Origin of the sequence: Bradyrhizobium sp. CB82 (assembly GCF_029714405.1) — a bacterium.
Classification (GTDB): domain Bacteria; phylum Pseudomonadota; class Alphaproteobacteria; order Rhizobiales; family Xanthobacteraceae; genus Bradyrhizobium.
In genome coordinates, this window is the sequence record NZ_CP121650.1 from 4,051,031 (window position 1) to 4,063,937 (window position 12,907).

Below are 12,907 nucleotides of genomic sequence, written 5' to 3' on the forward strand. Positions count from 1 at the left end.
CAAAAAGGGCAGGCCCGAACGTGGACATGGACGAGTTGAAGCGACAGGCGGCTGCACGCGCCCTCGAGGAGGTGCGCAATGGCATGCAGCTCGGTCTCGGCACCGGATCGACGGCCAAGCATTTCGTCGAGCTGCTCGGCGAGCGCGTGCGCGCCGGCCTCAAGGTGATCGGCGTGCCGACCTCGGAAGCCACGCGTGCCGACGCGGTCCGTTGCGGCGTGCCGCTGACCACGCTGGACGAGATCGACCACCTCGATATCACCGTCGACGGCGCTGACGAAATCGATCCCGAGCTCAACCTGATCAAGGGCGGCGGCGGCGCGCTGCTCCGCGAGAAGATCGTCGCCGCGGCCTCAGATCGCATGATCGTCATCGCCGACGACAGCAAATGGGTCACGACGCTCGGCCGTTTCCCGCTGCCCGTGGAGGTCATTCCGTTCGGGCTTGGCGCGACACGGCGGGCGATCGAGAAGGCATTTGCGCAATCCGGCGTTTCCGGGCAAATGGCGCTCCGCAAGGCCAAGGACGGCCACGTTTTCGTCACCGATGGTGGCCACTGGATCCTCGATGCCCATCTCGGACGGATCGAGGACCCCGCGCGGCTCGCGGTCGCGTTGAGTGCGATCCCCGGCGTGGTGGAGCATGGACTGTTCATCGGCTTGGCCGGCTCGGCCGTTCTGGCGGGCAGCGAGGGAATCCGCGTGATTGAACGGCGAAAGCCGAAAGGAGACTAGGAATGAAGTGCGTTTTGAAGATGGTGCCCGTGGCCGGACTCGGCTTGGGACTGGCCTTGGGACTGGCTGGCCTGGGATCGGCTTTTGGCGCCGTTCCCGCGGCTGCGCAGCAGGCGGCAGCGCCCAAGGCGTCGCCCGCGGCGATGGCGGCGGCCAAGGAAATCCTGACCATGAAGAACGCCAATGCGCTGTATGCCAACGCCGTTCCCGGCATGGTGGAGAAGGTCAAAGGCGCGTTGATCGGGCAGAACCTCAACTACCAGAAGGACCTCAACGAGCTGGCACCGGTGGTGGCGCAGCAGCTCGCCGGCCGCGAGAAGGAAATCGGCGAGGGCATGGCGCAGGCCTATGCTGCCCAGTTCACCGAGCAGGAGCTCAAGGATCTCGTGGCGTTCTACAAGTCTCCGCTGGGACAGAAGCTGATCAACGCCGAGCCGCGCGCGATCGAACAGGGCATGGCCTTCACGAATTCATGGGCGCAGAGTTTCTCCGAGATCGTCGCGGCCGCGTTCCGCGCCGAGATGAAGAAGCGCGGCAAGGACATGTGACGCGGGCGAGAGGCAAGGAGGTCGGAGTGGACAATGGCTGAATTCGACGTCGACCTCTTTGTCATCGGTGGCGGTTCGGGTGGCGTGCGCGCCGCTCGCATCGCGGCCGGTCATGGTGCGCGCGTGATGGTCGCGGAAGAGTATCGCATGGGCGGTACCTGCGTGATTCGCGGCTGCGTGCCGAAGAAGCTGTTCGTGATCGGATCGCATGTGCGCCAGGAGATCGAGGATGCCGCGGGCTTCGGCTGGACCGTTCCTCCCGCGAGCTTCGACTGGCCGACGCTGATCGCCAACAAGGACAAGGAGATCGCGCGGCTCGAGGCGGCCTACACCACCAACGTCGAGAAGTCGGGCGCGCGCATCGTCAAGAGCCGCGCGGTGATCGAGGATGCCCACACCATCCGCCTGCTCGAGAACGACAATACGCTCACGGCTAAGTACATTCTGATCGCCACCGGCGGCGCGCCCAATCATGGTGCGCCGATCCCCGGCATCGAGCATGTGATCTCCTCCAACGAGGCGTTTCATCTGAAAAAGCTGCCGAAGCGGATCGTGATCCAGGGCGGCGGCTATATCGCACTGGAATTCGCCGGGATTTTTGCCGGCTTCGGCTCCGATGTCACCGTGATCTATCGCGGCGACAACATTTTGCGCGGCTTCGACGACGACGTCCGTGCCCACGTCCGCGGCGAGATGGAGAAGCAGGGCATCACCATCCTTACCGGCTGTACGGTGAGCAAGGTCGATCGTCACGGTGACGAGTTCACCACCCACCTGTCGAACGGATCGAGCGTCGCCTCCGACCAGGTGATGTTCGCGATCGGTCGCCATCCCGCCGTCGCCAATCTGGGCCTCGAGAAGGCCGGCGTTGCCATCAATCCGAAGAACGGCGGCATCGCGGTCGATGGTTTCTCGAAAAGCTCGGTCGACAGCATCTACGCCATCGGCGACGTCACCCATCGCTTCAACCTGACGCCGGTTGCGATCCGCGAGGGCCACGCCTTCGCCGACACCGTATTCGGCAAGCGCGAGGTGCGGGTCGACCACGCCAACATCCCGACCGCCGTGTTCTCGCAGCCGGAGGTCGGCACCGTCGGCCTGACCGAGACCGAAGCGCGCGCGCAATTCAGCCACGTCGACATTTACAAGACGACGTTCCGCCCGATCAAGGCGACGATGTCCGGCCGCGACACCCGCGTGCTGATGAAGCTCGTCGTCGACGGCACCTCCGACCGCGTGCTCGGCTGCCACATCGTCGGCGATGCCGCCGCCGAGATCATTCAGGCGGTGGCCATCGCGGTGAAGATGAAGGCGACCAAGGCCGATTTCGACACCACGATGGCGCTGCATCCGACGGCGGCCGAAGAGCTCGTCACCATGCGCACGCCGACCGCGCGCCACGTGCGGCAGGCGGCGGAGTAGGGCGCCTTACGCGCCGACCTTGCCGCGATCAAGGTTCATTTCAGCACGGCGCAGACCGTGGAATGCTCGGCCCCGACCGGGCATGGCGCGCGTCGCGAGACGATCCGACCACGTGTCAAGCGCGTGGCGGTCGCAGCGGAGCTTGACGCTCCTGCCACCCGCGAACTTGATCCAGTCGGCGAAGTGGTCGCCGGAAACCGCGATCATCACGGGAATGTCGGCCTCGAGCGCCCGCGCGATCAGGTGCGCGAGCCCTTCCGTCGCGCTCCCATATGCCGAAACGGTTGATGATGACGAGGTCAGCACCGCGTGCCATCGCCTCGGCGATCCGCTGGCCGGCGTTCGCGCGCTGATCATGACGCTGCCGGGCCTGCTCGAAGCCGCGCTGAAGGCCCGCTATGGCGACCAGAGCCTGCGCTATGCCTATCCGCTGGCGGGCTGGGTGGTCGAGCAATCGACCGACGCGACCCAGCGCATCATCACGCTGGAGACGGAGGACGGCTTCAAGGTCCGCTTCTCGATTCCGAAGGCCGAGCAAAGCCTGCTTGGTGAGGCGCTGATTCAGCCGGCTCCCGAGATCACAGTACGGCCGAACTAGGGACGTGTACTCGTATTCCCACCGCAGATCAGAGTATCGATGAGGCCCGCTGTGCCCCTCGTGCGATAGCAGGTTTTATGCGTTCTTAAACCAAGTTGAAATCGATGGGCCGGCCCAAAGCCTGATCGTTCGCGTCCTTATGCGCCGATTGCGCGGAGCGCCTTATAGCCCGCGGCAACCGAAGACATGGATTTTATTTCTCCGTCTTCCAGCGCTTGAGTTACTTCCTGCAGCGACATTAATACAACTTCGATTCCTGACGCCGCTTCCAATTCGTCAAGCCGTTGCCTCCCTGTCAGCACACATCCGCTTGCAAGGAAAATATGCACGAGATTCGAATTCTTGCTTGAATCGTCAAAGCAAGTTCCTAAGTCGATCATGCTGTTCGGCGAATAGCCGGTCTCTTCTTCAAGTTCCCGCGCTGCTGCCGTCGCCGGTGATTCCGACCGAAAGGTGCCGGCCGGAAATTCCAACGTAATTGCCTGAACGCCATGCTTATATTGCCGAACGAGGATGACATTGTTTTCTGTTGTGAGCGGGACCGCAATAGCCACACCGGGCCGCTCCGAGACAAAGTAGTCGTCAACAACGCGCCCATCAGGCAATTTGACGGTGTCTCGCCGGAGCTTATACCAACGGTGGTCGAAGGCCATTTCGCTCGACAACAGTGTCCAGGGCTGAATCAAGAAACCCTCCTCACTTGGTGAGATGGTTGTTTGGGTTAACTGGCCAGTTCCCGCACGGGCAACTCCAGTTCGTCGCGCGCGGCCCATAACAAATTCAAACGCCTGAGCAAGAGCGTCGGTCCATGAAGCAGCATTTAACGAGCTTGCGTGGAGCTCCGGCGATCACGTCCATTTTTGGCTCCATCCTGTGCGGCAATGAATTGAGCGATAAGGCGCCTTGAGCGAAGGGAATGCGATCGGTGGGATCGAGGTGCGGATAAAGCGCGAGGAGTTGTGGGAGATCGATGGGAAAGGCGGGGCGGACGATGAGGGGGCTATCCATGCGCGTTCGAACCGCTCACGCCTTTCGCGAGCGCTTGATGTCCGTCTTCAGGGCCATCAGCTCCTTGCGCACGGCGCGCGCGGCGTCGCGCTCGATCTTGCGGTAGCGCGCGACGAGGGCGGTGCCGAACGGGGTCAGCATCGCGCCGCCGCCGTTCTTGCCGCCGGTCTGGGGCTCGACCGCGGCGTGCCCGCAGATGCGGTTGATCTCGTCGACGAGATCCCAGGCACGCTTGTAGGACATGTCCATCGCGCGTCCCGCCGCCGAGATCGAGCCGTGCTCCCTGATGTTCTCCAGGAGCTGGATCTTGCCTGGCCCGATCCGGTCCTCGGCATCCAGATCGATACGGACGCTCAATTGGGGAAGCGATTTGGCGCCCGCGCGCGACATGACTGGCTCTCTTCGGTCTCGGTTTGCGAGATTGCCACCGGGCAGGCCGGCGAACAAGGTAAACGGGCGGTATATCCCTTATGGCGATTTTATGAACGGCACGCCCGTTCCCGCGGCTGCTGGTCGCAGCTCGGCCGGCTTGATTTGGTCGGAGCGAACTTTATCTCTGTCTTCAACAGAATCCGGGCCCCTCTGACGAGGCCGCCGATCCCTCGGCCAACCTCGTGATGTCGGATGACCTGTCCCGCGCGCGAATGCGTTTGGATTGGACGATCGTTGGGCCCAGCGCACCTGCTCTCATCGACCAGCCATCCTCATCGCCCCCCGCGTGCGGTCACAACCGTAAGCTTGAGGAGCTATGATGACTGACGCAGAACCTTTGAGCCCGATCCAGGGCGAGATCACCGAACCGTCCAGCCTGCACGAGCAGGCCGCCGCCGCGCTCGTGATTGCCGGCGCGCTGGTCGCCGTCGCCGACCGCCGCGTCGCCGCAGTCGAGCGCGAGGAGGTGATCCGCTTCATCCGGGAACGCGGGCTCGCCCCGCATGTCAGCGAAGCGCGGCTGGCCGAGATGTTCGACGAGCTGGCCGAGCGGCTGGAGCAGCCTGATTTCGCCAGCGTCGTGATCGACACGCTGCGCCCGGTGTCGGACCTGCCGCTGGCCGCGCATCTGGTCGACATTTCCGAACGTGTCGCCGCGGCGGACGAAGACGTGCATCCGCATGAGGTGCAGGCGATCAAGCTGTTGCGCCTGCTGACGCTGGTGCTGCCGCGATCGAAGCAGGTCGCGTCGGTCGCAGCGCGCAGCGAAGGCCGCGTCGTCTCCGGAGCGTGAGAATGAGCGTGGCGTCCGACGATCACGCGAGATCGCGCGAGCGCGCCGCCGGTGAGGCCGCCGGCGGCGATCCGCGCCTTGACGCGCTGATCGGCCGCCTGCCGCCGCGCGTCGGCGGCACGGTCACCTATCTGCTGCAGCCTTCAAACCGCTGGGTGAGGATGCCCGCCGGCGTGCTGCTCGTCGTCGGCGGCGTGCTGTCGTTCCTGCCAGTGCTCGGCATCTGGATGCTGCCGCTCGGCCTCGCATTGCTCGCCGAGGACGTACCCGGCTTGCGCTCGCAGCGCTCGAAAGTTTTGGGCTGGATCGAGCGCCGCAAGCCGCACTGGCTCGACGCCGGCTCGCGCCCGAATGACAAGACATGACCGAATTCATCACCCCCGAGGCACTGACTGCGCTGTTTCAGGTCGTGCTGATCGACCTCGTGCTCGCCGGTGACAATGCCGTCGTCATCGGCCTTGCCGCGGCGGGCTTGCCTACTGGCCAGCGCCGCCGCGCCATCATCGTCGGCATCGCGGCTGCGACCGTGCTGCGCATCATCTTCGCCGGGGTAGCGACCCAGCTTCTCCAGCTGCTTGGCCTTCTGCTTGCCGGCGGCGTGCTGCTGCTGTGGGTCTGCTGGAAGATGTGGCGCGAGCTGCGTGAGCAGGCTGCGAGCCGCGGCGAGCTGGCCTTCGGTCACTCGGGAACGGGCAGTTCGGCCGGCACGCTGGCGCCGCGCAAGACGTTTCGGCAGGCGGCGCTCCAGATCGTCGCCGCCGACGTCTCGATGTCGCTCGACAACGTGCTGGCGGTTGCCGGCGCTGCACGCGAGCATCCCTTCATCCTGGCCTTCGGCCTGTTGCTGTCGGTGGCGCTGATGGGCGTTGCCGCCGATCTGCTCGGCCGCGTGCTCCAGAAGCAGCGCTGGATCGCCTATGTCGGTCTCGCCATCATCGTCTACGTCGCCTTCGAGATGATCTGGCGCGGCTCGCTCGAACTCGCGCCGGTCATCGCCAGCCTCTGATCCCAAGCCTTTCTGACTTCGCCTGCCATCCGGAGTGATCCATGACGCCTGAATCTCAAGCAACTTTGAGCCGCGCGGCCTCGCCGCAGCTCGGCCTGTTCCCGCGCCTGATCTTCGGCTCGCGCTGGCTGCAATTGCCGCTCTATGTGGGCCTCATCGTCGCGCAGGCCGTCTATGTCCTCCTGTTCCTGAAGGAGCTCTGGCATCTCGCCGCGCACTGGTCCGACGTCAACGAGCAGCAGATCATGCTCACCGTGCTCGGACTAATCGACGTCGTCATGATCTCCAACCTGCTCGTGATGGTGATCGTCGGCGGCTACGAGACCTTCGTCTCGCGCCTCAACCTGCGCGGCCATCCAGACGAGCCGGAATGGCTGAGCCACGTCAATGCCAGCGTGCTCAAGATCAAGCTTGCGATGGCAATTGTCGGCATCTCCTCGATCTCCCTGCTCAGGACCTTCATCGAGGCCGGCAATCTCGGCACCACGCGCAGCAATTTCACGGAGAGCGGTGTGATGTGGCAGGTCATCATCCACATCACCTTCATCGTCTCCGCGATCGGGATCGCCTGGGTCGATCGCCTCAGCGAGGCCGCACCTCGCAAGGCGGCGGATCGCGCGAAAGCCGCGGGCCATTGAGCCGGCGTTGGGCCTCGCTCAGAGGTGGCGCGCGCGAGGCTACGCAGCTAGCTAACCCAGCGCCCGAGCAGCCCCGGCGCGGCACCCCAATGGTACGCATTCGTTCAAATTGTCTGCAATTTGCCGACCCGCGGGCAACCCTCCCGACAAGTGCTGCGCTTCCTTAAACCTGGCCTTTGGAACCCGCGGGCACTCTTCCCGGAAAAGGGTGGGGCATCATGTCTGTTCTCAAAGAGATCGTCGTTGCGATTGCGGGAGTCTACGCACTCCTGTTCGTCTGCGACGCATTGTTCGGCATCAACGAGACGCGTTTCGACGACGCCTATTATAGCCGCGACTTCTACGCGCCGCGGCCGAAGGAGTTTCGCTTCGCAAGCGATACGCCGCCGGCGGTCCGCGTGAGCGACGCCTTCGCGCAGTTCTTGCCGGGTGAAGCACGGCCGGGCAAGCGTTACTCGTCTTTGACGACCATGGTGCGCTAGCCGTCATTCCCCCTGGATCCACTCCGCCATGCCGCGCCAGAGCGTGTCGCGGTGGTCGGGGAAGAAGCCGAAATGGCCGATACCCTTGAGGTTGGCGAGGTACGAGGCAAAGCCCCGATAGACTTTGCGGGGAACGGCGGTTGCGGAATTGATCAGGACGGCGTGGCGCTTGGCCCCGCGCGGCAGGAACAGGGTGCCGGTCAGCGAATAGCCGTCGACCGCCGGAAAGCTGATGTCGTCGGTAAAGACGTCGTCGCGCGTGCCGCGTCCATGAGCAGCGCACGCCCCAAGATTTCTCCCACGGTCCCCAGCAAATGCGAATTCGGCTTTGCCCGCAAGCGCTTGCATGCGGAAATGGATTTACAACTGGCGAGGCGATGCTAGCCTGTGTATAAGGCGGCTCGCGCACAGATCAGGTTGCGGTTTTTGCTTTTAGAAAGAGGATTTGCGATGTCCGAGCGGTGGACACCCGAGAGCTGGCGCAGCAAGCCCGTGCTGCAGGTCCCGGATTATCCCGACGCCAAGGCGCTCGCCGACGTCGAGGCGCAGCTTGCGAGCTTTCCGCCGCTGGTGTTCGCGGGCGAAGCGCGCAATCTGAAGAAGGCGCTGGCACGCGTCGCGGCCGGCGAGGCATTCCTGCTCCAGGGCGGCGACTGCGCCGAGAGTTTCGCCGAGCACGGCGCCAACAACATCCGCGATTTCTTCCGCGTGCTGCTCCAGATGGCGGTCGTGCTCACCTATGCGGGCGCCGTCCCCGTGGTGAAGGTCGGCCGCATCGCCGGGCAGTTCGCAAAACCGCGCTCCTCGCCGACCGAGAAGGTGGGTGGCGTCGAGCTGCCGAGCTATCGCGGCGACATCGTCAACGACATCGCCTTCACCAAGGAAGCGCGCGTGCCGGATCCGCAGCGGCAGCTGATGGCGTACCGCCAGTCGGCGGCGACGCTGAACCTGCTCCGCGCCTTCGCGACCGGCGGCTTCGCCAATCTCGGCAGCGTGCATCAGTGGATGCTCGGCTTCCTCAAGGATTCGCCGCAGTCCCGCCGTTACAAGGAGCTGGCCGACCGCATCTCGGACGCGCTGAACTTCATGCGCGCCTGCGGCCTCGATCTTGAGAGCCATCCCGAACTGCGTGCCACCGATTTCTACACCAGCCACGAGGCGCTGCTGCTCGGCTACGAGCAGGCCATGACTCGCGTCGATTCCACCACCGGCGACTGGTACGCGACATCAGGCCACATGATCTGGATCGGCGACCGCACCCGCCAGCTCGATCACGGCCATGTCGAGTATTTCCGCGGGATCAAGAACCCGATCGGGCTGAAGTGCGGCCCGTCACTCAAGGCCGACGAGCTGTTGAAGCTGATCGACGTACTCAATCCCGACAACGAGCCCGGCCGCCTGACGCTGATCGGCCGCTTCGGCTCCGACAAGGTCGGCGAGCATCTGCCGAACATGATCCGCGCGGTGCAGCGCGAGGGCAGGGTGGTGGTCTGGTCCTGCGATCCCATGCACGGCAACACCATTACCTCCACCACCGGCTACAAGACGCGGCCGTTCGATCGCATCCTGTCGGAGGTGAAGTCGTTTTTCGCGATCCACGCGGCCGAAGGCACCCATGCCGGCGGCGTGCACCTGGAGATGACCGGCAAGGACGTCACCGAATGTCTCGGCGGCGCGCGTGCGATCACGGACGAGGATCTCAACGACCGCTACCACACGGTCTGCGATCCGCGCCTCAATGCCGAGCAATCGATCGACATGGCGTTCCTGATCGCGGAGCTGCTCAAGCAGGATCGCGCCGGCAAGGCCAGGCCGATGCCGGCCGCAGCGGGCCTTTAAAACCTTGCTGCGGCTCTGGAAGGCCACGATCAATTCGCGCAACGGTCTGGCCTTCGCCATTCGCTCGGAGCAGGCCGTCCGCGAGGAGATTTTTGCACTCCTGCTGTCGCTGCCGCTCGCCTGGTTCATCGGCGCGACCGCGATGCGTTCGGTCGAGCTGGTCTGTGCGGTCGCCTTCGTGCTGGTCGTCGAACTGCTCAACACGGCGGTCGAGAAGCTCGCCGATCGCCTGACGCTCGATCACGACAAACAGATCGGTCAGGTCAAGGACATGGGCTCGGCCGCCGTTGGTGTCGCGCTGTTGATGGCGGGCGCGTTCTGGATCTTCGCCATTGTTGAGCGGGTAGGGCTGATCTAGCCAGATGACCGAACGCGTCAACCAGTTTGCCGTGACGCTCGCCCAGCTCAATCCGACGGTGGGCGATATCGACGGCAATGCAGCGAAGGCGCGCGCGGCGCGGGCGCACGCCGCGGGCGCCGGCGCCGATCTCGTGCTGTTTCCGGAACTGTTCATCGCCGGCTATCCGCCCGAAGATCTCGTGCAGAAGCCAGCCTTCCAGGCCGCCTGCCGCTCCGCGATCGAAAAGCTCGCGCGCGAGACCGCCGATGGCGGCCCCGCCATGCTGGTCGGCACGCCCTGGGTCGAAGACGGCAGGCTCTGCAATGCCTGCGCGCTGCTCGATGGCGGCCGCATCGCGGGCCTGCGCTTCAAGGCCAACCTGCCGAACTACGGCGTGTTCGACGAGAAGCGGCTGTTTGCGCACGGCCCTGCGGCCGGCCCGGTGACAGTGCGCGGCGTGCGGATCGGCGTGCCGATCTGCGAGGACATCTGGCTGGAGGAATCCGAGGACTACGAGAACGTCGTCGAGACGCTGGCTGAGACCGGCGCGGAGATCATCCTCGTGCCCAACGGCTCGCCTTACGCCCGCGACAAGGGCGACGTGCGTTTGTCAGTCGCGGTCGCGCGCGTGACCGAAAGCGGCCTGCCGCTGGTCTATCTCAACCAGGTCGGCGGCCAGGACGAGCTGGTGTTCGACGGTGCCTCGTTCGCGCTGAACGGCGATCTCTCGCTTGCCGCGCAGCTGCCGGCATTCGAGGAGAGCATCACCACGCTGCATTTCACCAAGACCGGCGACGATTGGCGCTGCACGGGTCCGGTTGCGCAACTGCCCGAAGGCGACAAGGCCGACTATGCGGCCTGCGTGCTCGGCTTGCGCGATTATGTCGGCAAGAACGGTTTTCCCGGCGTGCTGCTCGGCATTTCCGGCGGCATCGATTCCGCCCTGTGTGCGGCGATCGCCGTCGATGCACTGGGCGCGGATCAGGTGCATGGCGTGATGCTGCCCTATCGCTTCACCGCGCCAGGCTCGATCGCCGATGCCGGCGAACTCGCAGGTCACCTCGGGATCCGGTACGAGGTGCTGCCGATCGCAGAGGCGGTGAACGGTTTTGGGACCATCCTCTCCGATATCTTCAAGAATCTGCCGCCCGACATCACCGAGGAGAACCTCCAGGCGCGCACCCGCGGCACGCTGCTGATGGCGATCTCGAACAAGACCGGCTTGATGGTGGTGACCACCGGCAACAAGTCGGAGATGTCGGTCGGATACGCCACCCTCTATGGCGACATGAACGGCGGCTTCAATCCGATCAAGGACATCTACAAGACGCAGGTGTTTCGCCTCGCAGCCTTGCGCAATGCGTGGAAGCCGGATGGCGCGCTTGGCCCCTCCGGCGAGGTCATTCCGCCTGATATCATCGCGCGCCCGCCGACGGCGGAGTTGCGCGAGAACCAGATCGACCAGGATTCGCTGCCGCCCTATGATCTGCTCGACGCGGTGCTCGAACGCCTGGTCGAGCGCGAAGAGCCGCTGGAAGAGATCATTGCCGCCGGCTTCGACCGCGCGATGGTCGCTAGAATCGACCATCTCCTCAACATCGCCGAGTACAAGCGCCGCCAGGCCGCGCCGGGCGTGAAGGTGACGCGCAAGAACTTTGGCCGCGACCGCCGCTATCCCATCACCAACCGCTTTCGCGACAAGGGTGAGCCGCTGCCCGAGCCTGACGAGACGCTGCTCTCGGGCTGCAGCAGCGCCTCGATCGACGCGTTCGAGGGGTAACACTGGAGAGAGGCGGGCGGTCACGCCAACGTCTATGTGTCATCATCCGCGAAAGCGGATGATCCAGTACTCCGCGGCGGAAATTGTAGAAACTGACTCCTGCCGAGGAGTACTAGATGCCTCGCCTTCGCGGGGCATGACAGTGGTGAGCTCAGATGAGTGCTACGACGGGGTTGCGAAAAACAGCACCCGCAGGAGGTGCGTGTATTCGGATTCGAGCACCATAATCGACACGAAGACCAGCACGGCTATTGGCGGCAGCAGAATGGCATAGGCCAGGGCCAGCCGCTCCCAGGCCATGTGCATGAAGACGGCGACGATGAGGCCGGCCTTCAACACCATGAACAGCAGGATCAGGGACCACCTGAGATAGCCGTGTATGCCAAAATAGTCGACCAGATAGGAGCAAGTGCTGAGGACGAACAGCCAACCCCAGACCACGAGGTAGAGCTTGATCGGATGCTGCTGACCCTTGGCGTGCACCGCTTCTGCTGCTGCATCATGCGCATGAGCCTGGAGCTGTCCTTCCATGTGTAACGCTGCGTTTGTCATGCGCCGACCTCACCAAAGATAGAAGAACGCAAAGATGAACACCCACACGAGATCGACGAAGTGCCAGTACAGGCCCATGATCTCGACGATCTCGTAGTATCCTTTCCGGCTCGTGAAGAAGCCGCGCCTCCCGACGTCGAAGTCTCCGCGCCCGACCTTGCGTGCAATGGCGATCAGGAAAATCACGCCGATCGTCACATGGGTGCCGTGGAAGCCGGTGATCATGAAGAAGCTTGAGCCGAACTGCTCCGCGCCCCACGGGTTGCCCCAGGGCCGGACGCCCTCCCTGATCAGCTTGGTCCATTCGAAAGCCTGCATGCCGACGAAGGTTGCGCCGAACGCCGCAGTGACCAGCATCAAGGCTGCGGTTCTGACGCGATCGCGGCGATAGCCGAAATTGACGGCCATCGCCATCGTCCCGCTGCTGCTGATCAGGATGAAAGTCATGATGGCGATCAGGATGAGCGGGATGTGCTTGCCCGCGAAGTTGAGCGCGAAGACTTCGCTCGGATTGGGCCACGGCACGGTCGTCGACATGCGCGCCGTCATGTAGGACAGCAGGAAGCAACTGAAGATGAATGTGTCGCTGAGGAGGAAGATCCACATCATGGCCTTGCCCCAGGACACATTCTTGAAGGCCCGCTGATCGGACGCCCAGTCGGCGGCGATGCCACGCCAGCCCGGAAGTCGCCCGGCGCCTTGTTCCGTATTCGTCAGCATGGTCTCGGCCATCTG

At 64.1% G+C, this 12,907-nt stretch carries 18 protein-coding genes and 1 pseudogene; 12 read left to right on the forward strand and 7 right to left on the reverse strand.

Features of this window, described 5'->3' with window-relative positions:
• Window positions 1-20 precede the first annotated feature (20 nt).
• The 3 genes from rpiA to gor are packed head-to-tail and all read left to right on the forward strand — an operon-like array spanning window position 21 to window position 2,704.
• Complete coding sequence (gene rpiA / locus QA640_RS19400) at window positions 21-734, forward strand: ribose-5-phosphate isomerase RpiA (RefSeq protein ID WP_283042835.1); 714 nt, start codon at window positions 21-23, stop codon at window positions 732-734.
• A gap of 2 nt (window positions 735-736) precedes the next feature.
• Entirely contained in the window at window positions 737-1,282 is a 546-nt protein-coding gene (locus QA640_RS19405; protein WP_283042187.1) for a DUF2059 domain-containing protein, read from the forward strand.
• A gap of 33 nt (window positions 1,283-1,315) precedes the next feature.
• On the forward strand, window positions 1,316-2,704 hold the full coding sequence (gene gor, locus QA640_RS19410) for a glutathione-disulfide reductase (RefSeq protein WP_283042188.1): 1,389 nt from the start codon (window positions 1,316-1,318) through the stop codon (window positions 2,702-2,704).
• A 6-nt stretch (window positions 2,705-2,710) separates the two neighbouring features.
• Here gor and QA640_RS19415 read toward each other — a convergent pair whose 3' ends face one another.
• Both QA640_RS19415 and QA640_RS19420 read right to left on the reverse strand, forming a co-directional pair.
• Window positions 2,711-2,911, reverse strand: coding sequence for a hypothetical protein (locus QA640_RS19415; RefSeq protein ID WP_283042189.1), 201 nt, complete (start codon window positions 2,909-2,911; stop codon window positions 2,711-2,713).
• On the reverse strand, window positions 2,820-3,020 hold the full coding sequence (locus QA640_RS19420) for a hypothetical protein (RefSeq protein ID WP_283042190.1): 201 nt from the start codon (window positions 3,018-3,020) through the stop codon (window positions 2,820-2,822). Before QA640_RS19420 ends, QA640_RS19415 begins: the two co-directional genes overlap by 92 nt.
• On the opposite strand from QA640_RS19420, the gene QA640_RS19425 reads away from it, so the two are divergent.
• Window positions 2,943-3,302 carry a hypothetical protein gene (locus QA640_RS19425; RefSeq protein WP_283042836.1) on the forward strand — a complete coding sequence of 120 codons (360 nt, stop codon included), beginning with the start codon at window positions 2,943-2,945 and terminating at the stop codon, window positions 3,300-3,302. The genes QA640_RS19420 and QA640_RS19425 overlap by 78 nt on opposite strands.
• A gap of 137 nt (window positions 3,303-3,439) precedes the next feature.
• On the opposite strand, the gene QA640_RS19430 is transcribed toward QA640_RS19425, so the two are convergent.
• On the reverse strand, window positions 3,440-3,988 hold the full coding sequence (locus tag QA640_RS19430; RefSeq protein WP_283042191.1) for an NUDIX hydrolase: 549 nt from the start codon (window positions 3,986-3,988) through the stop codon (window positions 3,440-3,442).
• A gap of 337 nt (window positions 3,989-4,325) precedes the next feature.
• Window positions 4,326-4,700 (reverse strand): winged helix-turn-helix domain-containing protein, encoded by a 375-nt coding sequence (locus tag QA640_RS19435; protein WP_283042192.1) that lies wholly within the window; start codon window positions 4,698-4,700, stop codon window positions 4,326-4,328.
• A gap of 361 nt (window positions 4,701-5,061) precedes the next feature.
• Between QA640_RS19435 and QA640_RS19440 the strand changes: the two genes are divergently transcribed.
• The 5 genes from QA640_RS19440 (at window position 5,062) to QA640_RS19460 (ending at window position 7,661) form a co-directional block, all read left to right on the forward strand.
• Window positions 5,062-5,535: a TerB family tellurite resistance protein gene (locus tag QA640_RS19440; RefSeq protein WP_283042193.1), complete on the forward strand. Its 474-nt coding sequence runs from the start codon at window positions 5,062-5,064 to the stop codon at window positions 5,533-5,535.
• Window positions 5,536-5,537: 2 nt separating this feature from the next.
• Window positions 5,538-5,900 (forward strand): hypothetical protein, encoded by a 363-nt coding sequence (locus QA640_RS19445; RefSeq protein WP_283042194.1) that lies wholly within the window; start codon window positions 5,538-5,540, stop codon window positions 5,898-5,900.
• Entirely contained in the window at window positions 5,897-6,541 is a 645-nt protein-coding gene (locus tag QA640_RS19450; protein WP_283042195.1) for a TerC family protein, read from the forward strand. Before QA640_RS19445 ends, QA640_RS19450 begins: the two co-directional genes overlap by 4 nt.
• Window positions 6,542-6,582: 41 nt before the next feature.
• Window positions 6,583-7,179, forward strand: coding sequence for a TIGR00645 family protein (locus QA640_RS19455; RefSeq protein WP_283042196.1), 597 nt, complete (start codon window positions 6,583-6,585; stop codon window positions 7,177-7,179).
• 218 nt (window positions 7,180-7,397) lie between these two features.
• Complete coding sequence (locus QA640_RS19460) at window positions 7,398-7,661, forward strand: hypothetical protein (protein WP_283042197.1); 264 nt, start codon at window positions 7,398-7,400, stop codon at window positions 7,659-7,661.
• 93 nt (window positions 7,662-7,754) lie between these two features.
• Here QA640_RS19460 and QA640_RS19465 read toward each other — a convergent pair.
• Window positions 7,755-7,895 (reverse strand): annotated as a pseudogene (locus QA640_RS19465) (alpha/beta hydrolase); the annotation flags it as partial.
• Between the two features lie 216 nt (window positions 7,896-8,111).
• On the opposite strand from QA640_RS19465, the gene QA640_RS19470 reads away from it, so the two are divergent.
• Genes QA640_RS19470 through QA640_RS19480 form a run of 3 tightly spaced genes read left to right on the forward strand, consistent with a single transcriptional unit; the run spans window position 8,112 to window position 11,620 of the window.
• Window positions 8,112-9,500: a 3-deoxy-7-phosphoheptulonate synthase class II gene (locus QA640_RS19470; RefSeq protein ID WP_283042198.1), complete on the forward strand. Its 1,389-nt coding sequence runs from the start codon at window positions 8,112-8,114 to the stop codon at window positions 9,498-9,500.
• Between the two features lie 4 nt (window positions 9,501-9,504).
• Complete coding sequence (locus QA640_RS19475) at window positions 9,505-9,858, forward strand: diacylglycerol kinase (protein ID WP_283042199.1); 354 nt, start codon at window positions 9,505-9,507, stop codon at window positions 9,856-9,858.
• Window positions 9,859-9,862: 4 nt separating this feature from the next.
• Window positions 9,863-11,620 (forward strand): NAD+ synthase, encoded by a 1,758-nt coding sequence (locus tag QA640_RS19480; RefSeq protein ID WP_283042200.1) that lies wholly within the window; start codon window positions 9,863-9,865, stop codon window positions 11,618-11,620.
• A gap of 162 nt (window positions 11,621-11,782) precedes the next feature.
• Here QA640_RS19480 and QA640_RS19485 read toward each other — a convergent pair whose 3' ends face one another.
• Together QA640_RS19485 and QA640_RS19490 are read right to left on the reverse strand one after the other, a co-directional pair.
• The gene (locus QA640_RS19485) at window positions 11,783-12,172 is read right to left on the reverse strand and encodes a cytochrome C oxidase subunit IV family protein (RefSeq protein WP_283042201.1); all 390 of its coding nucleotides are present in this window, start codon (window positions 12,170-12,172) and stop codon (window positions 11,783-11,785) included.
• A gap of 9 nt (window positions 12,173-12,181) precedes the next feature.
• Window positions 12,182-12,904: a heme-copper oxidase subunit III family protein gene (locus tag QA640_RS19490; RefSeq protein ID WP_283042202.1), complete on the reverse strand. Its 723-nt coding sequence runs from the start codon at window positions 12,902-12,904 to the stop codon at window positions 12,182-12,184.
• Window positions 12,905-12,907 lie beyond the last annotated feature (3 nt).

Bases quoted from the DNA above. Each gene is read 5' to 3' on its own strand.
- QA640_RS19485 (WP_283042201.1), bottom strand. From the start codon at position 12,172: ATGACAAACGCAGCGTTACACATGGAAGGACAGCTCCAGGCTCATGCG.
- QA640_RS19455 (WP_283042196.1), top strand. From the start codon at position 6,583: ATGACGCCTGAATCTCAAGCAACTTTGAGCCGCGCGGCCTCGCCGCAG.
- QA640_RS19420 (WP_283042190.1), bottom strand. From the start codon at position 3,020: ATGGCACGCGGTGCTGACCTCGTCATCATCAACCGTTTCGGCATATGG.
- QA640_RS19440 (WP_283042193.1), top strand. From the start codon at position 5,062: ATGACTGACGCAGAACCTTTGAGCCCGATCCAGGGCGAGATCACCGAA.
- QA640_RS19435 (WP_283042192.1), bottom strand. From the start codon at position 4,700: ATGTCGCGCGCGGGCGCCAAATCGCTTCCCCAATTGAGCGTCCGTATC.
- QA640_RS19405 (WP_283042187.1), top strand. From the start codon at position 737: ATGAAGTGCGTTTTGAAGATGGTGCCCGTGGCCGGACTCGGCTTGGGA.
- QA640_RS19415 (WP_283042189.1), bottom strand. From the start codon at position 2,911: ATGATCGCGGTTTCCGGCGACCACTTCGCCGACTGGATCAAGTTCGCG.
- gor (WP_283042188.1), top strand. From the start codon at position 1,316: ATGGCTGAATTCGACGTCGACCTCTTTGTCATCGGTGGCGGTTCGGGT.
- QA640_RS19480 (WP_283042200.1), top strand. From the start codon at position 9,863: ATGACCGAACGCGTCAACCAGTTTGCCGTGACGCTCGCCCAGCTCAAT.
- QA640_RS19460 (WP_283042197.1), top strand. From the start codon at position 7,398: ATGTCTGTTCTCAAAGAGATCGTCGTTGCGATTGCGGGAGTCTACGCA.
- QA640_RS19490 (WP_283042202.1), bottom strand. From the start codon at position 12,904: ATGGCCGAGACCATGCTGACGAATACGGAACAAGGCGCCGGGCGACTT.
- QA640_RS19445 (WP_283042194.1), top strand. From the start codon at position 5,538: ATGAGCGTGGCGTCCGACGATCACGCGAGATCGCGCGAGCGCGCCGCC.
- QA640_RS19450 (WP_283042195.1), top strand. From the start codon at position 5,897: ATGACCGAATTCATCACCCCCGAGGCACTGACTGCGCTGTTTCAGGTC.
- QA640_RS19470 (WP_283042198.1), top strand. From the start codon at position 8,112: ATGTCCGAGCGGTGGACACCCGAGAGCTGGCGCAGCAAGCCCGTGCTG.